The organism is Holdemania filiformis (assembly GCF_003459085.1).
GTDB lineage: Bacteria > Bacillota_I > Bacilli_A > Erysipelotrichales > Erysipelotrichaceae > Holdemania > Holdemania filiformis.
Genome location: NZ_QRUP01000018.1, coordinates 12,351 through 36,405 on the forward strand (window position 1 = coordinate 12,351; position 24,055 = coordinate 36,405).

At 51.7% G+C, this 24,055-nt stretch carries 21 protein-coding genes; 4 read left to right on the forward strand and 17 right to left on the reverse strand.

All coding sequences use genetic code 11. The annotated features are described in order from the left end of the window. Positions 1 to 293 precede the first annotated feature (293 nt). Together DWY25_RS13140 and DWY25_RS13145 are read left to right on the forward strand one after the other, a co-directional pair. A complete protein-coding gene (locus DWY25_RS13140; RefSeq protein ID WP_117895611.1) occupies positions 294 to 1,304 on the forward strand; it encodes an SPFH domain-containing protein in 1,011 nt (336 codons plus the stop codon). After that, positions 1,304 to 1,504: a type II toxin-antitoxin system antitoxin gene (locus tag DWY25_RS13145; protein WP_072684612.1), complete on the forward strand. Its 201-nt coding sequence runs from the start codon at positions 1,304 to 1,306 to the stop codon at positions 1,502 to 1,504. Before DWY25_RS13140 ends, DWY25_RS13145 begins: the two co-directional genes overlap by 1 nt. Before the next feature lie 74 nt (positions 1,505 to 1,578). Here the strand turns inward: DWY25_RS13145 and DWY25_RS13150 are convergent, their stop codons facing one another. Together DWY25_RS13150 and DWY25_RS13155 are read right to left on the reverse strand one after the other, a co-directional pair. Then, the gene (locus DWY25_RS13150) at positions 1,579 to 2,919 is read right to left on the reverse strand and encodes an ATP-binding protein (RefSeq protein WP_117895612.1); all 1,341 of its coding nucleotides are present in this window, start codon (positions 2,917 to 2,919) and stop codon (positions 1,579 to 1,581) included. Between the two features lie 261 nt (positions 2,920 to 3,180). Next, entirely contained in the window at positions 3,181 to 5,169 is a 1,989-nt protein-coding gene (locus DWY25_RS13155) for an FAD-binding protein (protein WP_181981823.1), read from the reverse strand. 142 nt (positions 5,170 to 5,311) lie between these two features. Between DWY25_RS13155 and DWY25_RS13160 the strand changes: the two genes are divergently transcribed. Then, complete coding sequence (locus DWY25_RS13160; RefSeq protein ID WP_117895614.1) at positions 5,312 to 6,187, forward strand: LysR family transcriptional regulator; 876 nt, start codon at positions 5,312 to 5,314, stop codon at positions 6,185 to 6,187. A gap of 107 nt (positions 6,188 to 6,294) precedes the next feature. Here DWY25_RS13160 and DWY25_RS13165 read toward each other — a convergent pair whose 3' ends face one another. From DWY25_RS13165 to iolD, 7 genes are all read right to left on the reverse strand, one after another. Further along, entirely contained in the window at positions 6,295 to 7,473 is a 1,179-nt protein-coding gene (locus DWY25_RS13165) for a metal-dependent hydrolase family protein (RefSeq protein WP_117895615.1), read from the reverse strand. A gap of 183 nt (positions 7,474 to 7,656) precedes the next feature. After that, positions 7,657 to 8,748, reverse strand: coding sequence for an ABC transporter ATP-binding protein (locus DWY25_RS13170; RefSeq protein ID WP_117895616.1), 1,092 nt, complete (start codon positions 8,746 to 8,748; stop codon positions 7,657 to 7,659). Positions 8,749 to 8,760: 12 nt separating this feature from the next. Continuing rightward, positions 8,761 to 9,816 carry a transaldolase family protein gene (locus DWY25_RS13175; RefSeq protein ID WP_117895617.1) on the reverse strand — a complete coding sequence of 352 codons (1,056 nt, stop codon included), beginning with the start codon at positions 9,814 to 9,816 and terminating at the stop codon, positions 8,761 to 8,763. Between the two features lie 11 nt (positions 9,817 to 9,827). After that, positions 9,828 to 11,264 (reverse strand): aldehyde dehydrogenase family protein, encoded by a 1,437-nt coding sequence (locus tag DWY25_RS13180; RefSeq protein ID WP_117895618.1) that lies wholly within the window; start codon positions 11,262 to 11,264, stop codon positions 9,828 to 9,830. Continuing rightward, positions 11,257 to 12,291 carry an inositol 2-dehydrogenase gene (iolG, locus tag DWY25_RS13185; protein ID WP_117895619.1) on the reverse strand — a complete coding sequence of 345 codons (1,035 nt, stop codon included), beginning with the start codon at positions 12,289 to 12,291 and terminating at the stop codon, positions 11,257 to 11,259. Before iolG ends, DWY25_RS13180 begins: the two co-directional genes overlap by 8 nt. A gap of 14 nt (positions 12,292 to 12,305) precedes the next feature. Then, positions 12,306 to 13,202 carry a myo-inosose-2 dehydratase gene (gene iolE, locus DWY25_RS13190; RefSeq protein WP_117895620.1) on the reverse strand — a complete coding sequence of 299 codons (897 nt, stop codon included), beginning with the start codon at positions 13,200 to 13,202 and terminating at the stop codon, positions 12,306 to 12,308. A gap of 4 nt (positions 13,203 to 13,206) precedes the next feature. Continuing rightward, positions 13,207 to 15,132: a 3D-(3,5/4)-trihydroxycyclohexane-1,2-dione acylhydrolase (decyclizing) gene (gene iolD, locus DWY25_RS13195; RefSeq protein WP_117895621.1), complete on the reverse strand. Its 1,926-nt coding sequence runs from the start codon at positions 15,130 to 15,132 to the stop codon at positions 13,207 to 13,209. Positions 15,133 to 15,292: 160 nt separating this feature from the next. Here iolD and DWY25_RS13200 point away from each other — a divergent pair, with 160 nt between their 5' ends. Beyond that, entirely contained in the window at positions 15,293 to 16,048 is a 756-nt protein-coding gene (locus DWY25_RS13200) for a DeoR/GlpR family DNA-binding transcription regulator (protein WP_117895622.1), read from the forward strand. Positions 16,049 to 16,071: 23 nt separating this feature from the next. Here DWY25_RS13200 and DWY25_RS13205 read toward each other — a convergent pair whose 3' ends face one another. The 8 genes from DWY25_RS13205 to DWY25_RS13240 all read right to left on the reverse strand — a co-directional run bounded on the left by DWY25_RS13205 (position 16,072) and on the right by DWY25_RS13240 (position 23,711). Then, entirely contained in the window at positions 16,072 to 17,007 is a 936-nt protein-coding gene (locus tag DWY25_RS13205) for a carbohydrate kinase family protein (protein ID WP_006061161.1), read from the reverse strand. Next, on the reverse strand, positions 16,998 to 18,380 hold the full coding sequence (locus DWY25_RS13210) for a family 4 glycosyl hydrolase (protein ID WP_117895623.1): 1,383 nt from the start codon (positions 18,378 to 18,380) through the stop codon (positions 16,998 to 17,000). Before DWY25_RS13210 ends, DWY25_RS13205 begins: the two co-directional genes overlap by 10 nt. Positions 18,381 to 18,395: 15 nt before the next feature. Continuing rightward, positions 18,396 to 19,448, reverse strand: coding sequence for an amidohydrolase family protein (locus tag DWY25_RS13215; RefSeq protein WP_117895624.1), 1,053 nt, complete (start codon positions 19,446 to 19,448; stop codon positions 18,396 to 18,398). 2 nt (positions 19,449 to 19,450) lie between these two features. Beyond that, positions 19,451 to 20,161, reverse strand: coding sequence for a PIG-L deacetylase family protein (locus DWY25_RS13220; protein ID WP_117895625.1), 711 nt, complete (start codon positions 20,159 to 20,161; stop codon positions 19,451 to 19,453). Then, positions 20,149 to 20,616 (reverse strand): hypothetical protein, encoded by a 468-nt coding sequence (locus tag DWY25_RS13225; protein ID WP_117895626.1) that lies wholly within the window; start codon positions 20,614 to 20,616, stop codon positions 20,149 to 20,151. Before DWY25_RS13225 ends, DWY25_RS13220 begins: the two co-directional genes overlap by 13 nt. Then, positions 20,616 to 21,437, reverse strand: a complete 822-nt coding sequence (locus DWY25_RS13230) for a carbohydrate ABC transporter permease (RefSeq protein ID WP_006061166.1) — start codon at positions 21,435 to 21,437, stop codon at positions 20,616 to 20,618. Before DWY25_RS13230 ends, DWY25_RS13225 begins: the two co-directional genes overlap by 1 nt. Before the next feature lie 10 nt (positions 21,438 to 21,447). Further along, entirely contained in the window at positions 21,448 to 22,353 is a 906-nt protein-coding gene (locus DWY25_RS13235; RefSeq protein WP_117895627.1) for a carbohydrate ABC transporter permease, read from the reverse strand. Positions 22,354 to 22,433: 80 nt separating this feature from the next. Further along, positions 22,434 to 23,711 (reverse strand): ABC transporter substrate-binding protein, encoded by a 1,278-nt coding sequence (locus tag DWY25_RS13240; RefSeq protein ID WP_117895628.1) that lies wholly within the window; start codon positions 23,709 to 23,711, stop codon positions 22,434 to 22,436. Positions 23,712 to 24,055 lie beyond the last annotated feature (344 nt).

Sequence of the window (24,055 nt, forward strand, 5' to 3'; positions counted from 1 at the left end):
ACAGCTTTATTCTTTGATAACAATCTTTGATTCTTTTAAGTGCCCTTTTATTCCGCGGTTCAGATTGAAACCAGAATAAAAGCGGCGATTACAATCGTTGATCGATCCTGAGATCAGAATCATAAAAACAGCGAAATTGGTTCAAGAAGCTGCGTTATTCCGCAGCAGCTCCGGGCCGCTTCTAAAGAAACAGATATCGGATTCTGGAATATTTTTATCGAACCTTGACGAAAACGCTTGACAAGAAATTGAAATGATATCAAAATGATATCAACAAGAGGAGGTCGTCAAAGATGGAAGAAAAAATTTTAAACGCCAGGAAAGGGTTAATGCCGCTGATGCTTCTGGTCGCTGCGTTTGCCTTATCGGTCATCGCCTTGATCGCCGGCATCAGTCTGGTTGAAAACAATACGCTGGGCGGCGTACTGATCGCTATTTCGGTTGCCTGGTTATCATTAGGCTGGATCCCGTGTATGGGCGTTAAGGTGCTGAAGCCGCAGGAAGCGTTGGTGCTGACGTTGTTCGGCAAGTATGTCGGAACGTTGAAAGAAGAAGGAATTTACTATGTGAATCCGTTTGTATCCGCGGTGAACCCGGCCAGCCGGACAACGCTGCGTCAGAGCGGCGACGTCAATTCCTCAGAACGGGCGATCACAACCAGCAACGGCACGCAGAATCAGGTTGTGCCGACCAAGAAAATCTCGCTGAAAGTGATGACGTTGAATAACAACAAGCAGAAAATCAACGACTGCCTGGGCAATCCCGTGGAAATCGGAATCGCGGTCATCTGGCGTGTCAACGATACGGCCAAAGCGGTCTTTGCGGTAGATAACTATAAGGAATTCCTGTCGCTGCAGTGCGACGCCGCGCTGCGTGATATCGTGCGGCTGTATCCTTACGACGTCGCTCAGAATGTCGATACGACGGGCGATGGCGAACCGGATGAAGGCTCGCTGCGCGGTTCCAGTGAAATCGTAGCCAGCCGAATCCGCAAGGAAATCCAAAACCGGGTTCAGGAAGCGGGCTTGGAAATTCTGGAAGCGCGGATCACCTATCTGGCCTACGCTCCGGAAATCGCCGCCGTTATGCTTCAGCGGCAGCAGGCTTCCGCGATTATCGACGCCCGCAAGATGATTGTCGACGGCGCCGTCGGCATGGTGGAAATGGCGCTGAACAAACTGAACGAAGGGGGCATGGTCGAGCTGGATGAAGAAAGAAAAGCTGCCATGGTATCCAATCTGCTCGTCGTCCTGTGCGGCAATAAAGACGCTCAGCCGATCGTCAATTCAGGAAGCTTATATTAGTGGCAGATCAGGAAAAGAAGCAGGTTCCGCTGCGGATTTCCAGTAAGCTCTATGCACAGATCGCAGCCTGGGCCGAAGATGATTTCCGATCTTTAAACGGACAGATTGAATATCTGTTGACGGAATGCGTCAAACAGAGAAAGAAAAACGGCTCCCCCCGGCCGGAAAACCTGGATGAAGGGATCAAACTGGATCTCTGATAAAAGACCGCAGCTTCGCGGTCTTTTCTTAATCCTTATATTATGCTAAAAGAAACAAAGCCTTTGCCCTAGCTTCAAAATTCAGCTTGCCTTAAAAATCGTTTCAACAAAAACGCACAGAAATAAGGAAAGCTGTAAATTTGATCGCTGACCCCGATGTTTCCAGCACTAAGCTTTAAACCATAGCGGATATCAGGATACCGGTCAGAGCTGATCAGCGTCCGTAATGATTTCGCTGTTCCGTGCTTTGCCTTAACTTCTAATGGAAGCAAACTATGCTGCGTGCGAACAAAGAAATCCTGTTCTAATGTAGAGTCTTTCCGACGATAATAATAAAGAGGAATCGAACATTTGGTCAGTGCTTCCGCAACAATATTCTCATAAAGTGCGCCTTTATATACACCTAAATTCTTATTCACCCGTAAATCTTCCTGAGATTCATCGTCCAGCATGCCGATTAACAGTCCTGTATCCGCAAAATAAAGCTTAAATTTACTATCGTCGCTATTCCCCTTTAATGGAAGTTCAGGAAATTGCAGGCAGGTACAACAATTAACGATTCCTGAATCACAAAGCCATTCAATGCATCCACGGTAGTCTTTAAACCGGGCGCCTCGTTCAACTTTAGATAATTGAAATTTTTTATTTTCTTTTGCCAATTGGGAAGGAATATGGTTGAAAACATTCAATATTCGAGTCTGGTCCAGACCGACGGCATATTTCCGAATGTCTTCCTTATAGTCTTCAATGAGCTGCCGCTGAAGATCCAGAGTTCCTTCAAACGTTCCTCTTTCAACATAAGTCCGCACTACCGCAGGCATTCCGCCTAAAATGCAAAAGTCAAGGAACAAGCTGCTATACGTTTCCACTTCAATTAAATTAAATGGTTTTTGATGGATAAGGTGGTTCAGCAACTCCTCTGCGATGGATTCAGAATATCCTTTAGCCCACAAAAATTCTTCAAAATCCAATGAAAATAAGGTGTAATCCGTTTTATATCCTACACTGTTGCTTTCAATTTGTTTATCGTTAATTCCCAATAAAGAACCGCTGCAGATAACGTCGAAACGCCCGTCAATCTTAAAAAATTTTAATGCTGTAGCAATATCAGGATGCGCTTGCAACTCATCAAAAAAAATCAAAGTTTTCCCAGGAATAAAGCGTTTTGACGGATCCATTCTCGAAATATTCTTAATAATATCTGATGATTTATATCCATCCTCTGTGATTAAGCGATATTTAGGTTCCTCTACAAAATTAATGACTACAACACTTTCATACGCTGCCTTGGCAAACCGCAGAATGGACTCCGTCTTTCCGACTTGCCGCGGTCCTTTTACAATCAGTGGTTTATGATCAGCCTCTTCTTTCCACGCTATCAGATAGTCGTCGATTTTCCTCTTTAAATAAAGCATAGCGCACCTCCTTTACTAAGATTATACATAATTTTGAGGGATTTATCCACGTTTCCCAACACAAAACATAGTGATTTTTTATTAATAATTACACAAAAATTAGGGAATTTTACATAGAAATTAACAAAAAAATGAGGGAATTGAAATTTTTTTCTTATCTTTCCACATAAGCGGTTGATCCTCGCTTTTTTTCTCAGCAAAAAAAATCAGGTTCAGCTTTCAAAGCAGAAATCCTGATTCTTTTCCTTTTTCTGATTCAGCTTACAATTCTTCGCCGAGGATCGTCTTCACGGCAACCCGGCCCTGCGTCATGGTGCGGCCGACTGCAACGCCGACGAAGTATTCCGGATAATTGCCCGCAAAGAAGCTGCCTGAGCAATCGCCGATTGAATACAAGCCTTCAATGATTTGATGGTTCGTATCATAAACCTGACACTTGCGGTTGATCCGCAGGCCATCGCAGGTGGTCAGCAGACTGCCGCCCAGGAAGCAACCGTAATACGGCGCGGCCGCGACCGGACGCATCCGGTACGCCTCTTTGCCAAAATCCTCATCGACGCCTTTCGCGCACAATTCATTGTACCGCTCGACTGTCGATTTCAGATTATCTGCTGGAATTCCCAGCTTCTCCGCCAGTTCCTCAATCGTATCCGCTTTGAAGATCAAGCCCTGTTCAACATAGCTTTCAATCATCGGCATAATTCCGTCGTTCTTTGCGATATTGACGGAGATCTGAGCGCAGCCGTATTGATCGTAGGCCAGGATCGCGTCAGTGACATTGGCGTCCATAATCGCCGCATAGACGCCGTCGGTTTGTAAAGACGCCGCGTGATTCAGAAAATCATACGGACAGGATTCATTTGCGAACCGAAAGCCCTCTTTATTGACCTTTAAATGCGGCTGTGTGCCGGGGTTAAACTGATAAACTGTGCCTGGGAAAGCGAGGTTGCCCTGCCCATCATCAACATAACCAGCCTTGACGCCCGGTGCGACCAAACCACGGTCAAAGATCATCGGCGCATCAGTCGTGTCCATCTTCGCGCCAGCCCAGATCCCGGCGCGGATGCCCATGCCGGTATCCGGACCATAGTAGCTATTGGCGGTGACGCATTCGTTGACAATCGGCGCCAGCGCTTTCACCATTTTCGGATTGCCCGGATATCCGCCGGTCGCCAGAATGACGTTTTCAGCATTGATTTTTACATAGGCCCCCTTCGCGTCGGTGAAGATCGCACCGGTGACTTTGCCGGTTTCATCCTGATTCAGCCGTACCAGTGTCATCGAATAATTTACCTGATAGCCTAAGTCCTGAATATGTTTTTCCAGGAAGCGATTGCGCTCACAGCCCATCGCTCCGGCGAACTCGCTGCCTTCCGGCGCACTGACGGTATGCCAGATCGACGGTACATAGTATTCCATATGGTTGCCGCCGACATGATTCTCATGCGCGATGTTGACCGACGCGCTTAACCCCAGGCTTTCCAGATAACTGATCATCTCCGCGCTGTTGCTCATCCACATTTTGATGACATCCATATCGCACTTATAGGAAGCGTAGCGGGCGATTTCATTCAACAGCCGATCTTTCTGTACTGTGACCCCGGCCTTTTTCATCGCTTCGGTGTCCAGCGCGCCGATCCAGTGCCGCGTATCGCCGAGCGTTTCATTCTGTTCGCACAAGATGAAATCCATCTTGGCGTCCGCCGCGGTCGCCGCGGCCATCATCCCGCCATTGCCCGCACCGATGATCAACAGGCTGGTATCCAATGTGGAAGTAATCTGCGAATCCGCGATCTCCGGAGCTTCACCCAGCCAGTCTTCGGAATCGCTGTCTGTGTTTTCATTCAGAGCGGCGGCCAGCCCCTGAGCCTGGGCGATACAGTTGCCAACCGCTTTCTTAATCGCCGGAACGGTGATATCCGCCGTCGCAGTTGTTTCCACATCCACGGATTGTTTCTCGACGATCAGTTTCGCCAGCTCGTCCGCGACCGCCTTTCCGATCGATTCCGTTTCTCCGTCAGCGGCGATAGTACAATCGGTAATCTTATCCGCTGTGAATGTCATCTCTACCTGAATATAGCTGGAATAACCTTTGACGCGTGCGGAATACGTCCCCGGCGTATAGATTCCCTTGTTTGCGGCCGGAGCTTCGTTAACAGCACATCCGGTCAGACTGACAGCCGCCAGGCCGAGCGCGCCCGCCGCCGCGCCCTTCAGGAAATCCCGGCGGGTTATGTTCTTAGAACTCATGTTTTTTCCTCCCTTTTCTCTCGATGTGTTCATTATTTCACATAACAACTTGCAAAAGAAGTCTGAATTCCTTATGATGGTTTGTAGGAAAACCTTATAACAAGAGTGAGAGCTTTCGATAGTGAACCAGGAGGAATCAAGGATGCTTAATCATCAGCTGGAAACGTTTATTCAGGTTGCCGAAAACGGCAGTTTTTCCAAAGCGGCTGAGAAACTTTACATTACCCCCAGCGCTGTGATCCAGCAAATCAACAATTTGGAACAGGATCTTCAGGTGACATTGTTGAAACGGACACGCCACGGAACTCAACTCACCCTGGCCGGCGCTTATCTTTTTCAACAAGCCGGGTCGCTGATCCAGACCTGCCGGGAAATTGAGGAAAATCTGATCCTGATTCATCGCCGGGATCAGCAGAAAATTACGATCGGCACGAGTTTGTTGATGAAATGCCGTGTTTTTTATCCGCTGTGGGCACGGTTTCAAAAGGAAGTAACTGATCAGATCCCGGTTGAACTTCTTGACCTTTCCTTGAATACGGAAGCATACAAAGCCGATCTTATAGAAGGAATTGATGACGGTGAACCCTGGCAGCACAGCCGCAGCTTCCTGAGTTTGTTCCGTGTCCCCATCGCCGTTGCGGTCGCGCGGGATCATCCGTTAGCGTCCAAAACGTGTTTAACGCTTGCGGACATGCGGCCTTATACACTGGTCACCATCCGTTCCAACATGTCTGATGAACTGGATCGTCTGCAGCAGGAGGCCAAAGCGCTCGGTGTTCATGTCGTCGAGGTGCCGCGCTATGATCTCTCTGTTTTCAGCCGCTGTATCGTCCAACAGGATTGTTTGCAGACGCCGTTGTGCTGGAAGGATATCCATCCTGATTTGGTGACGATTCCCTGCGACTGGAATTACTCGCTGGCCTATGGGTTCCATTATTCTAAGGATCCCAGTCCGGCCGTCCGGGAATTTTTACGCTTTGTCCGACAAGTTGCCGAAACGGAAACACTTCATCTTTAAACACTTCCAAAGCTTTCCCCTGCGGAAGAACCAAAAGAAAACCGCGTTGATCAGACTTTTCAATCCGATCAGCGCGGCTGTTTTTATTATCCAAGACAGCGCCGTTTTCAGCCTTTCAGCTTTTCACCCGCTTTATAAACGGTGCGGACCTTGCGGACACAGGAAATATCCTGCAGCGGATCGCCTTCTATCGCGATAATATCCGCGACTTTTCCTGCTTCAATCGTACCGTAGTCCTTCAGCACGCCGATGCAGTCGGCCCCGTTGCGCGTAGAAGCCACGATCGCGTCCATCGGCTTCATCCCGTTGGCCACCATCAGTTCCAGCTCAAACGCCGAATTGTTATGGAAGTTATAAGGCGTGCCGGCATCCGTGCCCATCGCGATCTTCACACCACGCTGATAGGCTTTCTTAAAGCTTTCAATATGCGCGTCGACAACCAGATTCGCTTTGCGCAAAACATAATCCTTCATGCCTTTTTCCACACCGGCGTCCAGAATGCAGCGCGGCGCGGCTAACGTTGGAACCAGGTATGTTCCATGTTCGACCATCCAGTCGATGCATTCATCATCCAGGAAAATGCCATGCTCGATGGAGTCGATGCCGGCGTGCAGGGCATTCTTGATTCCCTGGGTACCCTGGGCATGCGTTGCGGTTTTGCGGTCGGCTTTGTGCGCCTCGTCGATCGCCGCCTTCATTTCTTCCATTGTCAGCTGCGCACTGCCTGGTTCCACGCCCGGGGTCATTACACCGCCGGTCGCCATAATCTTGATCAGATCCACGCCGTGCTTCAACAGCTCGCGGGCATGCTTGCGGCATTCGTCTACGCCGTCGGATTCCAGTCCGCTTTTCCAGCCATGACCGCCGGTCATCGTAATCACCCGGCCGGCACAGAACATGTGCGGTCCGACGACTTTTCCTTCCTCAATGCATTTTTTCATTTCCAGATCGTAATATTTTTCAGACCCCAGCGAACGGACAAACGTCACGCCGCTGTCAATATAATCGTGCGCGTTCTTCATCCCCCACCAGGCTTTTTCCATAGTCGTCAGCGCGTTTTCTTCCTCGTCGCTGATGCCCACTGGAGATAAAGAGTGAACATGACAGTTGATCATGCCCGGCATCACGGTCATTTCACTTAGATCCACCCATTCTTCCTCGTTTTTTCCATGGAAATCTTCGATCGCGGCAACCCGTCCGTTTTCGACGCAGATGGCCTGGTTCTTTTTTGGTTCAGCGCCAGTGCCGTCGATCAGCGTTCCGGCATGAATCCAGAATTTTTTCATTGATTACTCCCCCTCATTTGTTTTCTTATCTTTCATTATAGCGCATTTTCATTTTCAGACAACTTGAAAATAGTTTCATTTCTTTCCGTTCTCAAGGTCCCGCCGTCACGCACCGATGTTCTTCCTCGATGATTGACAAGCTTGTCTTAAAAACTAAGCGAAAGAGGCCTTCCGGCCTCCTGCTTAAAAGATTGCTTTTTCTGTTTCCTTATCAAAAATGTGGATTTTCGACAGATCCATTGCCATTGAAAGGTGAGAATGCGAATCCGCTTCCGTACGAGCGGAAACCTTGGCGACTAACGGACTGCCTTCCAGCGCGCCATGCAGGATCAGTTCATGACCCAGCAGCTCGCAGACGTCGACTTCAAAATCAAAGATCGACGACGGATAAGTTTCGGCAACGATCCCCTCGCAATGCAGATCTTCCGGACGAATGCCGAACACCACTTCGCGGCCTTCAACTTCCCGTAGTTGCGGATGATACATCTCGGGCAGCTGAACGCTGTATTTCCCGGTGGAAAATTTCCCGCTTTCAATCTTTCCCGGAATGAAATTCATGGCCGGAGAGCCGACAAAGCTGGCGACAAACATATTGACTGGATGATTGTAAATCTCCTTCGGCGATCCGATCTGCTGGATATAGCCGTCCTTCATGACGACGATCCGGCTGGCCATGGTCATGGCTTCCGTCTGATCGTGGGTAACGTAGATTGTCGTCGCGCCGATTTTTTCATGCAGCTTGATGATTTCAGAGCGCATCTGCACGCGCAGCTTCGCGTCCAGGTTGGACAACGGTTCATCCATCAGGAACACCTTGGCGTTGCGCACAATCGCCCGGCCCAGCGCAACGCGCTGACGCTGGCCGCCGGAGAGTGCCTTCGGTTTCCGCTTGAGATATTCTTCGATCTCAAGAATTTTCGCCGCTTCCAGTACCCGCTTGTCAATTTCTTCCTTCGGCATTTTCCGCAGCTTTAAACCAAACGCCATATTTTCATACACCGTCATGTGCGGATACAGCGCATAAGACTGGAACACCATAGCGATGTCGCGATCTTTCGGCGCCACGTCGTTCATCCGCTGCCCGTCGATCACCAATTCTCCGGATGTAATTTCCTCCAATCCCGCGATCATCCGCAGCGTCGTGGACTTACCGCAGCCGGACGGGCCGACAAAGACGATAAACTCTTGATCTTCAACGTCCAGATTGAAATCGAAGACTGCCTGAACTTTATTGTCATATACTTTATTTATATTTCTTAGACTGACCGTTGCCATTGTCTTTCCTCCTTATTTAATCATGTAGCTGCGGATGAGTCTGACTAAATCGTCATAGCCGCCCAGAAACTGGTTCATCGTCGCCAGGAACGCGCCGTAATGCTCGAACGCTTCCGGCTTCAGCCCCTCTTCAAAATAGGCCTTTTTGAATTCGTCCAATTTCATCAGCTCGCCGAGCAGCTCCTCAGCGACCGGGGTATCGATGTTGTTTTGGATCACGACGTCGCTGCCGTTGTACTTGCGCTGCCAGTCGCTGGTGATCGTGAGGACGATATCTCCGCCGATGAATTCTTCCCAATGGTGCTGATTGCGGAAGGCCGCGACCAGCAGCTTTGTCCGGTAACCGCGTTCCTTGTATAAACGGTAAGCGTTCTTAACGACCGCCACGCCCGCCATGTCCAACGCTTCCGCGCTGATCATCACGTCGTGCTGCTTGACCCAGGCTTTTAAGTAATCGTCGGTCCGGCCGGCCATGATCGTGCAGACCGGATGCATTTCCGCCGTGGACAAGCCTTCCGCTTCCCGCCGCGCCAAGCCGCGCTCCACCGCTTCGGCGACCGCAATCGCCTGGGCGCAGGTGAACGAAACCGTTGCGTTGATGCTGACGCCGCGGTAGGTTAATTCCTCAAACGCTTCAATGCCGGCCTGGGAGGTCGGAGCTTTGATCTGGGAATTGGGTACGGTGGCTGCCAGCTCGCAGGCTTGCTCGACCATCTTGTCCTTGCTGCGGTAGAACTTGGCGTTGGTCTGGAACGAAATCCGGCCTTTCTGGCCATGGCTTTCCTCAAACATCGGTAAAAGCAGCCGGCTGGCCTTGGCGCCTAACGCCTTGATCACATCCCAGGCGACGTCATCCTCGGTGGAAGCCGGATGGGTGCTGATGATATCTCTGATGGTCTCTTCCCATTCAGGCAGTTCCTTCTTTAAGACGTTGCCGACGATGACCGGATTGGTTGTCGCGCCGCTGGCACCGTTGTCGATCGCGTACTGCAGTTCCTTGCAGCTGCAGGAATCGTTCCACACTTCCGTCTGCGGAAAGCGGGTGACCATTTCATAAAGTTTATTCATTCGCGAACCTCCTAGCTTAACCAATCCTTTTTATCCTTGGGATTCCACTTGGTTGTTACTTTGCGCGTCGTCGTCAATAACGGCAGCGAACCATAACCGGTGATGTCGCCGTATCCAAACTTTGACCCCTTCAACCCGCCGAAGGAAAACGGATCACGCGGCACCGGTACGCCGATATTAATCCCCAGCATGCCGCTGGATAAGCCCAGTGACGCTTCCTGTGCGTACAAACCGGTATCAGTAAAGATCGACGCGCCGTTGCCATACGGCGAACGGTTTTGATAGGCGATCGCTTCTTCCAGCGTCGCCACCTGAATAATTTCCAGCGTTGGTCCGAAGACTTCTTCCTCCGGCATCGCATCAATTGTATCGTAAAGAATCACGCTCGGACCGATATAATAGCCATTCGGATCCCCTTCCACCATTGCCCGGCGGCCGTCGACAACCACCGTTCCCGGAGTCTGATCCAGGTACTGGCCGATCTTTTCCACCGCTTTCCGGGAGATCAGCGGCGGACAGTCCCGGCCGGCGACCATTTGTTTGGAAATGGCGATGATCTGATCGATCACAGCGCCGCAATGGCCGATGGCCAGAACAACGGAGGCTGCCATACAGCGCTGACCACTCATGCCGTAAGCCGCCGAAGTAATCTCCTTCGCCACGATTTCCGGATTCACTTCGTCTGTAACCAGAATGTGATTCTTCGCTCCGCCCATCGCCAGACAGCGTTTTAAATTGGATGTAGCCCGCTTGTAGACGAGTTTGGCCACCGGCGTGGAACCGACAAAGGTCAGTGCGTCAATACCCGGATGATCGCACAGCGCTTCCACGACTTCCTTTTCACCGTTAACCACGGAAAGCAAGCCGTCCGGCAAGCCAGCCTGCGCGAACAATTCGGCGATTTTCATCGCGGTCACCGGCGTGGCTTCACTCGGTTTCAGAATCACTGCGTTGCCGCAGACCAGTGCGTTGGGAATCGTCCACATCGGCACCATCAGCGGAAAGTTAAATGGTGTGATGCAAGCCAGTACGCCGACCGGGAATGTCATTTCTTTGACCTCGATCCCGGTGCTGACGATTTCCGTCTTCCCGGCGATCAGCGCCGGAATGCTGACGGCAAACTCGCAAAGCTCGATCGCCTTGGCCACCGCCGCCCGGGATTCGGCTAACGATTTCCCATTTTCCTGCGTGATGATCTGTGCTAATTCGTCTTCGTGCGCCTGCAGCTGCTGCCGCATCGCGAACAACACCTCGCTGCGTTTCTTATAGGTCAGCTGCGCCCACTGCCGCTGAGCTTCGCGGGCTTTGGCTACGGCTCTGTCAATCATTGCCGGATCGGCATAGCTGACCTCGCCGATCACCTGTCCAGTTAAAGGACTGGTCACCGGATGAACCGACGCCGGATTATGGACTGTTTCCTGACCGATCTGATTGCCAATTTTATACATGTTCAACGCCTTCTTCCTGTTTGATTTCCGCCATCGTGACCGGACGGTGTTCGCGCATCGACTTGAGCGCGGCTTTAGCCATCAGCACCGGGATCAAGCCGTCACGGCCGTTGACCGCCGTTGGTTTATTTTCCACAATCGACTCGGTAAAGCTGGCGATTTCGTCGGCGAACGACTGCATATATCGTTCCAGAAAGAAATATAATGGTTTTTCCTGTTGAATTCCCTGTTCATCGCTGAGGATCAGCGTGCTCGGCGTATCGTTCTGGGTCGCGGCGCTGCCCCGGCTGCCAAAGACCTCAGCCCGCTGATCATAGCCGTAAGCGGCCCGGCGGCTGTTGCTGATGCAGCCGATCGCACCATTCTCAAAGCGCAGCGTGATCTGAGCGCTGTCGATATCCCCCAGCTCCTTAATCTGAGGATTGACCAGGGCATCGCCAACGGCGTACACCTCACTCACCTCGCTGCCGGATAAATAACGGACCATATCGAAATCATGAATCGTCATATCCATAAACATCCCGCCGGATACCTTGACGTAATCCAGGCTTGGCGCTTCAGGATCACGCGAGAGCACCGTAATAAAATGCGGATCGCCGACCTTGCCTTGCTCAACAGCCTGGCGCAGCGCCTTGAAATTATGATCGAAACGGCGGTTGAAGCCGACTTGAAAATGGACGCCGGCTTTTTCCACGGCAGCGATGACCTCGGTGATCCGCTTGGGATCCGGGTCCACCGGTTTTTCGCAGAAAATATGTTTTCCCGCCTGCGCAGCTTCGATCGACAGCGCGGCATGGGTATGGGTCGAGCTGCAGATCAGCACAGCGTCGATGTCCGGATCATGAATCAGTTCCCCGGCGTCGGTTCCCCATCGCTGAATGCCGAGCTTTTGTGCTTCCGCTTCCATTGCCGGATTCATAAACGGATCGCAGATCCGCAGGACGCAGGCATTTTCAACGCGTGTCTGGATACTCCAGGCATGAACCTTGCCGATCCGGCCGAAGCCGATAATTCCAATTTTCAACATCTTTCATTCCTCCTTTAACAGCCGGTCTTTTCCCGGATAAACGCCCGGGCCTTCAGCGCGTATTCCAACGGATTGGCCTTGGCTGGATCCTGTTCCGCCTCGACGACCATCCACCCTTGATATTGATGCGCCGCCAGACAGGCGAAGATTGGTTCAAAATGAATCACGCCGTCGGAAGGGACAGTGAAGCTGCCCGCGCGCACGCCTTCCAGAAAGCTCAGCTTCTCGCAGCGCACCTGTTCCAATACGTTCGGACGGACGTCCTTGAGATGAACATGGACAACGCGGCCGATATGCTTTTCCAGAACGCGCAGCGTCGCTTCCTGGCTGCCTTCGGAATAATACAAATGACCGCAGTCGTAAAGCAAGCCTACCTTTTCAGAGGTATGTTCCATTAAATAATCGATCTCCGCTTCCGTCTGTACCCCCGTTCCCATGTGATGATGAACACCCAGCCGCATCCCTTTTTCCGCTGCCAGCGCCCCAAGGATCTCAAAGCCTTCTGTCACAGCCTGCCATTGCGCTGCGGTATAGACCGGCTTGGCATCGAAGATCGGCAGTGTCGTGCCCTGAATACTGTTGCCCTGTTCGCTGATGCCGATCACCTTTGCGCCTAAGGCGTGCAGGAAATCGCGGTGTTCAATGAATTTCTGAATCGTTTCTTCCTTCTGGCCGCGGGTGAAATAGGTCGAGAACCAGGCGTTGCAGATCTGCAAACCACGCAAGTCCAGCGCCTTTTTCAAGACAGCCAGATCGCGCGGATAGCGGTTGCCGATCTCGCATCCCGCATAGCCGGCCAGCGCCATTTCGCTGACACATTGTTCAAAAGTATTCTCCTTGCCTAAATCCGGCAGATCGTCGTTAGTCCAGGCAATCGGCGCGATGCCGATTTTCACATTTTTCATTTCCATAATCTTAATATCTCCTTGCCTTCTCCCGCTGCGTCTGCAGCTGTTCATACGCTTCATTGACTTGTTCAAACGGGCTGACGGACGCCAGGCCGACGTTCCACCAGGAAGCGTAACCATCGGTCATCGTTTTCGGCAGCACCTTGATGTCGATCAAAACGCTGTGCTTCGCCCGGGCCGCTTTGGCCAGCGCGTCTTCCAGCTCTTGCTCGCTGCGCACCGTCCATGCTTCACAGCCGTAACCGCGGGCGACCGCCGCATAGTCGATCGGAATGTATCCGCCTTCCAGCTTTCCGCTTTCCGCCTTGCGGTAGCGGAAATCGGTGCAGAAGCTTTCCAAACCATTGGACATCTGAAGATTGCTGATGCAGCCGTTGCTCATGTTATCGAACAGACAAACCGTAATCTTGGCGTTCTCCTGCAGCGAAGTGACCAGTTCGCCATGCAGCATCAGAAACGCCGCGTCCCCGACCATCGCGTAGACCTCGCGCTTGGGTTCAGCCAGCTTCGCCCCCAAGGCCGCCGCGATCTCAAAGCCCATGCACGAATAGCCGTATTCCACGTTGTAGCTGTTTTCACTGCGGCTGACCCACATCCGCTGCAGATCGCCCGGCAGCGAACCGCTGGCCGCGACGATCAGAGAAGCAGGTGCGATGCGTTCATTAATCAATTTTACCGCCGCGGTCTGCGACAGGCAGGAAGCCGTCATCCGTTGGAATTCCTGCAGTTGCCGTTCGTAATCGTTCTTGATTTCCGGTTGAACCTGCTCTGAATGCCGCACACTGGTGAAGCGGGCGACTTCCTCGTTCCACAAGCGTTTCACCTTGCTGATGCCAATGTCGTTTTCATGATGGTAATGATGCTGCCGCAGAATCTGACCCAGCTGTTCCAACGCCGTTTTCACATCAGCCTTGACGTGAAGCGCGTCCAGCTTCAGGCCATGGTAATCAGATAAATTGATTTGAATCAGCTTTGCCTCAGCCAACAGTTCTTTGGATCCAGTGGTGAAATCCGTCAGCCGCGTGCCCAGACCGATGACCAGATCGCATTCGCGGACATAGCGGTTAGCCGCCAGGTTGCCGGTGACGCCCATACCGCCAAGATTGTAGAAAAAATCCGAGGTGACCGTTGATTTACCAGCTTGGGTTTCCGCCATCGGCAGCTTGAATTCGTTGCAGAAATCCCGGATCACCGTGCCGGCTTCACTGTAGCGGCAGCCGCCCCCGACAATCAGCAGCGGATTGCGGGAATCCAAAATCTGATACGCCGCCTTGTGCAGCATTTCGCTGTCCGGAAGGGTTCTGATCAGCGGATGAGTTCGTTTCATGAAAAAGCTTTCCGGGAAATCCCAGGCTTCACCTTGAACATCCTGCGGCAGCGCGATCGTAACCGCGCCGGTTCCCTGCGGATCCGTCAGCACCCGCATCGCGTTGATCATCGCGCTCATCAGCATCTCCGGACGTGATATCCGGTCAAAATAACGGCTGACAGGGCGGAATGCGTCATTCGTCGTGATGGACAGATCATAAGGCTGCTCGACCTGCTGCAAAACCGGATCCGGCTGGCGCGTCGCAAACGTATCCGCCGGCAGCAATAACAGCGGAAGATTGTTCGCGGTCGCTGTCGCCGCCGCGGTGACCATGTTCGCCGCGCCCGGTCCGATTGAAGACGCCACGGCGATGATCTTACGGCGCTGATGCTGTTTGGCAAAACCGATTGCCGTATGCGCCATTCCCTGTTCGTTGCGTCCCTGGAAGACCTTCAGCGAATGATCGTCGTGAAGCAGTGCTTCACCCAGTCCCAATACGATCCCGTGTCCGAAGATCACACTGACACCTTCTACAAATTTACTTTCTTTTCCATCCAGGCTGACATACTGCTGATCCAGAAATCGGACCAGCGCCTGCGCCGTAGTACAATGCACCGTTTTCATTACTACCCCTCCCGATTAGCACGTCCGCGCTCGCTTGTTTTATTATTTCCAGATCTCCGTCTCTCCTTCCGGAAATATCCGGCAAGACGATTCCGATCCGGCGCTTGATTCCCTGCCCCGCTTTTCTTATAATGAAGTCAAAGTCGAGGAAGCTTAGGATATGAAATATAACCGTTTAAATGAAATCGAACTGTATCTGTCGCAGAAGCAATATGCGTCAATCGACGATCTGCTTGAGAAATTCAACATTTCACTGCAGACACTGCGGCGCGATCTGAAGGAATTGCAGGGACGCGGCGTCATCACCAAGGTGTACGGCGGCGTCCTGTTCAAACGCGTTCATGAAACAAAGGTCGACGTCAGTATGCCGGCCGTCCATTCGACAATCAACATTGAAGAAAAGATCAAGATCGGCGAGCTGGCCGCGTCGTTAGTTGAAAATAACGACATCATCTTTATCGACTCCGGTTCTACCGCGCATTACATCGTCGACTTTTTAGCCGACAAGGAGAACATCACGATCGTGTCGCACAGTCTCGACGTGCTCAATGCCGTCAGCAAGTATCCGTCGATCCACTGTCTGGCCCTGGGCGGCGCTTATCATCATGAAAGCCGTTCCTATTACGTCGACACCGATACGATGCGTTATCTTTTCAACAAGTCCTTCATCGCGACCGTCGGCCTGTCGCTGCCCCGCGGTTTAACCAACATGAATTTCTATGAGGCGGCGGTGAAGACCAAAGTCATCGGCAATTCCATTAAAAACTATGTACTCTGCGATCATACGAAATTCAACGTGACCGCCTTCAACAATTTCGCGTCGTTGGAAAAAATTGAAGGCGTGATCACCGATGAATGTCCGCCGGACAATTACCTGAATTACTTCAAGCGCAACAATATCCAGCTCTTTTATTAATCTGGCCGCAATACTGAGAATCACTAAAGTTCAAAGTGTGTAATTTCCTGGGCTTCAGGACATTGGTTCCAATACGCCTCGATCATCTGGGGATTGAGATCCCAGCGGAAGCAGCCCAGCACCTCGGTGCAGAGACCGCCCATGATGTTGCCGTAGCGGATACAGTCGACCAGCGGCAGTTCATGATATAAGCCGTAGATCAAACCGGTCAGGAAATTGTCGCCGGCTCCGGTCGGATCGATAGTGTTGAATTTCAATCCCGGCACGTGAATATACTTGGAATCCAGCTTGACGATGCAGCCCCGCCGTCCCAGTTTGACGATCGGGGTTTTTGTATAGGCCTCCAGCCGATCCAGCATCACTAACGGATCATGCGTGCCGGTCAGCTTCTCCGCTTCCTTTTCATTAGGCGTAAAGTAGTCGCATACCCGCAGATGCTCGCCGATTTTCTGAAAAGACAGATCGTCCGTCCAGCCGACGTCGAACACCAAGATTTTTCCCTCGTCTTTCAGCTTGCGGGCGACCGAGAGATCCTGCGGGCAGAAACAGATCGAGCTGGACTTGTAAAATTCATAGATGCTTTCCGGTCCGCAGTCCAACTCGTCCGCACCTTCGTTGTAGCAGACAAAGCTGCGTTCAGCTTCGGTCGTGATCACGCACGTCACGACCACCGGATGTTTTTTTCGCGTTTTGAGCGTTTCCACATAATGAAAGCGGATGTCGTTTAAGAGATCGCTGGCAATCCGCGATTGAAAATCATCGCCGAAATAGGTTCCCAGCTTAACGGGAATGCCCAGTCGGCTCAGCATGATCGGAATGACCATCGGCCCCCCGCCCAGTTCGATCTTAAAATCAGTGGCGAAAACTTCTTCACCTTCATTGGGAAAACGATTGATATCTTTGTAGATCAGATCGACGTTCATCTGGCCGATCACCGCAACGATTTTACTCATTTCCATGGCGGCTGTCCTTCCTTTTGAACTTCCATCAGAAACGCGTCGACGATCTTTTCCGCCAGATCGAGATTGGCGACCAGCGGATTGATCAGCAGCGCCTTGATTGCCAGATCCCGGTCGCGGTTCAGGATCGCGCGGACCGCGGTTCGTTCATATTCTTTCATCGTCTGGATCAGATTCAGGATTGGCTGCGGAATCTGACGCTGGTCGATCGGATGCGCGCCGTCCTTGTCAATCCGGCAGGAGATCTCAACGACGTCCTCGTCGCGCAGGCCGGGGATCGCGCCGTGGTTGGGAATCGACAGAATCATTTCAACCGGCTCGTTCTGCGACCAGGCTCGGACAAAGCGCAGCGCTACCCCGGCATAGCCGCCCTCATCCGGCGCTTTCAGGAATTCCTCAACGCTCGGCACGTCATAGTGCCGCACACGGGCTTTGCCGGATTCATTCATCATGTAATTATTTTCCCGGATGTTGTAATGCTCAAAGAAAATCCGGAATGCCTTTTCAAATTCCTGATCCGGATCGACGCCTTCCAGCGCCTGGTTCATCTGGGCATTGACCCGCTCGATCAGCTGCGCCCGGGATTCTTTGGCCTGAGCGCTGGAAGCGATCACCTTGCGGGTATAATAGTAGAAATATAAATATTCGTTCGGCAGGCAGCCGTCGGTCATTTTCAGCACCTGCGGCTCAAACAAACGCATTTCCGTCTTGGAAAACAGCTGCGGATCGTTGAAAATCCGTTCCGTAACGTCCTGGCCGTCTACCTGGAAATGCGTGAACCACGACAGATGATTCAGGCCGAAGCATTCACAGGCAAAGCGGTCTTCCGCCACATTGAGCATGGCGGCCAGCTGCTTGATGAATTCGCTCGGCGCATCGCAGATCCCGTATACCGGATATCCGCAGCTGTTCAGCGCCTGGGTCACGATGCCGCTGGGATTGGTGAAGTTGAAGATCAGACAGTTCGGATGCGCCAGCCGTTTGATTTTTTCACAATAATCCAGCAAGACCGGAATCGAGCGCATCGCCATCGCAAAGCCGCAGGCGCCGGTTGTTTCCTGGGCTAATAACCCATAGCGGCTGACGATTTCCTCATCCCGGACGCGGCTGTGATCACCGCCGGAACGAATCGTTGTAATTACGAAATCCGCGTCGGTTACGGCTTCCTCGACGCTGCGGGTCAGCGTGACCCGCAGTGAGGGAGCGATACGGATCGCGATCTGCCGGGCCAGCTTGCCATAGCGGTCCAGCTTCGCCTGATCGACGTCCATCAGAACAACCTCGGTCAGATTTGCCAGACTGGCGTTGCAGGCGATGCTTTTCGCCAGGAAACAGGATCGGACGCCGCCGCCTCCCAATACGCACAGTTTCATAAGAGTTCCCCTTTCTTACAGATAACGGGCAATTTCTTCCTTATAGAAGTCGATATCGGCTACGATCAACGCTTCCTCCGGCAGCCCCTTTGCCTTGGCGTACAGCGTGTCGGCATACGCCAGCACTGCTTTGACGTCTAACGGTTTGCCTAAGCTGTTGAACTTGTAGTAATTGTTATGATAGAGATCATCCAGCACCGAATCAGGCAGATCTAATCCGCGGCAGTGTTCCTCAAACGCCGTAAATTCCTCGGCAGTTTCCAAGACCCGCTGCAGGCAGCCGACCGTTTCCTGCCAATGATCGGAGAAGGTATCGGTGCCGTAAAGAATCTTATGGGAATAATCACGGAAGAAGTCCCGCCACAAATCGACATCCTTGGCGAAGTTCTCAAACATTTCCCATCCCGGCGTGATATCAAAGTACAAATTCGGATACCGGTCGAGCATTTCGCAGCACAGACCGTGCTGATCAGAAATGAAGAAGAAATGCGGAATGCACAGCTTTAAGTTTGGATGCTTGCGCAGAAAGCCGAAGGTTTCCTGGTCGATTTCCAGCTTTTTCGGGAATGTCCCGTCGCCGTAGAAATTCCCTTTGCCCTTCGCCCACTCCGGAAGCAGCTCCGCATGCCAGAATTCCATTGGATCGTTGATGTGGTAGAGGATCGGGAACTGACGTTTTTGGGCATAATCGAACATCAGATCATAGGCCGGATCATCCAGCCGGCGATTCAGACGCTTGCGGATCCCCGGTTTGCCGTCGAGCATTTTGATGCCGTCATAGCCCATCTTGTCGAACATCTCGATCTGAGCGCGGAGATTTTCCGCATCTGGAAGTTGCATGGAATCATAGTGAAACGACGCATACGCCAGACACTGCCCCTGGCCTTTGAGCTTCAGCAGTGCGCCTATCAGATTCTGCGTCAGAGCCCGGCTTCCGATCAAGGTGCAGCCGAGGAAGGTCCAATGATCATAACCGCAGGTTTTGACCATGTCGAAGCATTCCTGAATCTGAGCAGGATTGAACAGATGGATGTGACAGTCGCTGATCGGTCTTCTAAATTGCAGCATGGTTAATTCCTTTCCGTTGTCGGAACAATTTTTTCCGGCAGCTCATAATCGTCGTGCGGCAGCAGCTCATAGGCTTTGACCCACTCAAAGCGTTTGTAAAGTTTGAAGCACTCGGCATAGCGGATCTCTTTACGCCGGCACTGCAGCGCGCGGAAGCGGTTGACGATTTCAATCGTTTCCTTCGGATCCTCCGTAAACTGCGACTGATGCTGGCGGGCCATTTCAATTTTCGTTTCGATAAATTCCGTAATGTCGACATAGAAATCAGGATTGAAATCAACACCGCAGGAGGTTTCCGCAAAGAACACCGGCGCCCAGGCGCTGTTGAGCACTAACCGCGACAGACAGCGGTGATCATTGTGATAATCGTTCGGCGCACAGGTGAAGACAACGTCGGGATTCAGGCACTCCATGGCGGCGATGACCTTTTCATAACAGTCGCGGTCATCTAACAGACGATGGTCTTCGATGTCAAGAAAGATCGGCTCCACGCCTAAGATGGCGCAGGCCCGGCGGGCTTCTTCATGGCGGATCGCCACGATTTCCTGCCAGCTGACAGAATCCGGCAGATGCCCCCGGCCGCGCCGGCCGTCCATTGCGATGACGACGTGAACGTCGTGACCCTGGGCTTTGTATTTCAACAAGGTCCCGCCGACCAGAATCTCCGTATCGTCGGGGTGCGGCATAAACGCGGCAATTTTTAATTTACGCATAAGACTCCTTTCGACGCGGGCTTTTCGCTTTTCAGCTCGCGGAATAACGCACGGCAGGCGGCAACTTTCATCAGCCAGGTCCCTGCCATCAACAGAATCGTGATCATTTCAATACCAAAGCCCCAGCGCGATTCCAGAACTGCCAGGCTTTGGTAGCCGATGGAGAAAACGATCCAGATCAGACTGTACCGGCCTGCGGGAGTGTTCAGCGCGGCCCGGGTATGATACAGCGAGAGGGCCAGCCCCGCGTTGATCAGAAAGATCAGCGAGGGCAGCGACGCGCTCAGCTGCAGCGCCAGCTTCTGGGAATCCAGGACCTCCAGCTGGTATAAATCCTGGGCCGGATCGATCAGCAGATAGGCGTTGTCCTTTAAGATCAGCGTGATCAGCCCGGCGCTCAGCGCTAAGGAAAACAGACCGAGAATCAGCGTGATCCGGTAGATTTTCTTCCGCATCAGCCCTTCACTCCCGTCTTGGCGATCCCCTCGACGAATTGTTTCTGGAAGATCATGAAGACGATGATCATCGGGAGAACCGAGATGACCGCGCCGGCCATGACCTGTTCATAATAAGTCGTATGCTCGCCGATCAACATCGCCAGCCCCGCTGACAACGTCATCTTCTCAATCGAGCGGTTTACGATAATCGGCCACATCAGGTTTTTCCAGGTGCTCAGCATCGTCATGATGCCCAGAGCGACCAAATTCGGCGTGACCAGCGGCAGCATGATCTGCCAGTAAATCCGGAAATAGGAACAGCCGTCCATCCGCGCGGCTTCGTCAAGATCTTTCGGAATCGTCTGGAACGCCTGCCGCAGTAAGAAGACGCCGAATACGCTGAACAATGACGGCAGCACCAGCGCGGTCAGTGTGTTGGTCAGCTTCATCTGGACCATCAGACGGAACTGCGGGATCAGAAAGATCTGGCCCGGCACCATCATCAGTCCCAGCATCCCGATGAACAGAATATTCTTAAACGGGAAATTCAGCCGCGCGAAGGCATAAGCCGCCAGGGAAACGATGAACAGCTGACCGGCAATCGTGACAACTGTAACGACGATGGTGTTCCAGTATAACGTCAGGAATGGGAACTTGTTGTAGACGATCTCATAATTCACCCACTGGATTTCCTTCGGGAACATCTGCAGCGGAATCCGGATTGCTTCCTCATAGGTTTTGATGGATGTCAGAAACATCCAGACAAACGGGATCAACATGATCAGCGCGAAGATCACTAACGCCGCATGAAACAGAAATTTGACTTTATTCTCTTTCATAAGCCCCTCCTTAATCGTAGTTAACCCAGTATTTCTGGGCTACAAACTGGACGGCGGTGATCGCCAGGATAATCAGAAACAGAACGACCGAGATCGCCGAAGCGTAGCCGCGGATATTCTGCGTAAACGCGATTTCATAGAAGTAGCTGACCAGACTCATCGAGTATTGATACGCCACGGTGTTGCGCTGGATCATCAAGAAGATGAAATCAAAGATCTGCAGGATGTTGATCATCGACATGATCGTCACGAAGAAGATCGTCGGACTCAGCAGTGGCAGCGTCACTTTGAAGAAAATCTGCATTTTATTCGCACCGTCGATTTCCGCCGCTTCATAATAAATCTTGGAAATCCCCTGCAGGCCCGCTAACATGATGATGACCTGATAGCTGACCATCGACCATACCAGGACGATCAAGATCGCCCATTTTACGGTATTGGGATCGCTCAGCCAGGCAATCGGCTGACCGCCGAGCTTGACGATGATGTAGTTTAATAAGCCGTATTGGTAGTTCATCAGCCAGCGCCAAAGCAAACCGATCGCCGCCGGCATGGTGATCGCCGGCAGAAAGATCGCAGTGCGGTACAGCGTCTGGCCCTTGATTTTCTGGTTGAGCAGCCAGGCGATCACCACGGAGAACCCGACGACCAGCGGTACGCCCAGCACAGTGTAAAACAACGTGTTTTTAAGCGCCGTCCAGAACAGCGGATCGTTAACCAGACGGATATAATTATCCCAGCCGATAAACGTAGGCGGCCCAAACGCGCCGACTTTATTAAAGCTGAAATAAATATTCTGGATGAAGGCAAAGAAATAAAAGATCAGCAAGCCGATCAACATCGGCGCGATAAACAGATACGCGGCGCCGGCTTCCTTGACTTTTCTTTTTGAAAACCTCAGTTTGTTTGTACTCATGGGATTCCTCCTGATTCAAGAGAATCAGAGTTAGGCAAAACTGCTTCTGCCTAACTCTTTCACGTTCATTGCTTCACTGATTAATTTAACTGATCGAGTACGGCCTGCGCTTTTTCTGCACCGTCCTTCAGCGCCTGTTCAACCGGCTGCTGACCAGAGAGCGCCATCGCGATCGCATCGTTGACGAAGGTGTTCCATTCAAAGTTGCCGTTGGTCGGATATGGGAAGCCAGTCTTGGTGACGTCGGCGATCACCTGCGCATCAATATTCTTGAAGCTCTTGACATATTCCTTCTGCGCTTCAAAGTTCGCCGGGAAATCAATGCCGTTCTGCGCTTCCACGCTCATCGCTTCCGCACCCGTCAGGTATTTGATCAATTCCCAAGCTTCTTGCGGATGCTTGGTCTGCGCGGCAATCGCGTAGCCCAGTCCGCCTAAAACAGACTTATTGTTAACGGCCATCGACGGCATTGGAATGAGCTGAATCGCGCCGTTTTGTCCTAAGCTCGAGGTATCCAGCACGGAGGCTTTCCAAGAGCCGATGAAGACGATCGCGCCCTGACCGGAAACAAACAGGTCAGTACCTTTGGTTTCGGATAAGACGGTGTACGGAGCCATCATCTTCTGGTCCATCAAATCGACCATCTGCTGAATCGTATCAATGCCGGCTGGTTCGGCGACGCCGGTCGTCTTGCCATCGTCAGACAGATAGACCGCGCCGTTTTGTTCAAAGAAGTTGACAAACGAAGGCTGGGCATCAAGTTCCATGACAATCGGATATTCGGAGCCGCCTGCGGCTGCGATCGCGTCGCGCAGCTGTCCGGCAATCGTCCGCATATCGTCCCAGGTCCAGCCATCCTGCGGCAGCTCAACGTTGTATTTCGTAAAGATTTCAGTGTTCAGCGCAACATAGACAGCGTCTAAGCCTTTCGGCAGACAGTATTGGGCGCCGTCATAATTGAAAGCCTGGACACGTGCATCAACATACTGTGTCAAATCATAATTATCGGCTTTGATGAATTCGTCCAGCGGTTTTAAAACGCCGCCCTCGACATATTTCGGCAGATAGGTGTTCATCCACATTACGTCCGCGGATTCTCCGGATTCCAGCGAAGCGTCCAGCTTCTGCCAGTAGTTGCTCCATGGAACCTGTTCGATCGTGGCTTCGATTTCACCCTTGTGAAGTTCGTTAAACTTGTCGACGTTCTGCTGGATGACTGGCGCCTGCACCTCATCCCACAGCGTAAGGCTGATCTGAACTGGACCTGACGTCGGAGTTTGGCCGCCGCCTCCGCCAGAGCAGGCAGACATGGCTAAGACCATAAAACTGCTGAGTAAAATGCTGAGTAATTTTTTCATAATCGGTAATCTTCCTTTCCGTTGGCGTTAGTGTAAGCGATTACATTTAAAAGTGTCAATTTTTTATTGCTTAACTCTTGGTATTGTGTAAGAATTTAATCTGTTATTTTTGATACTCTTTTGATACTTTTTTGTATATTTCTTTTATCATTTTTAAATTCCTCTTTTGTTTCTTTCAACAAAAAAACCGCACATAATTACGGTTTTCTTCTCTTTTCATTCATTTTCCCGGATTTTCATCTGAGCATTTTGATGTTCTCTGATTTCCAAAAAACTTTTTTTTAAATCCATTTCCCAAACTGATTCACAAATTCTGTTTCCGCCTTTCGTTAGAATTTCCAGCG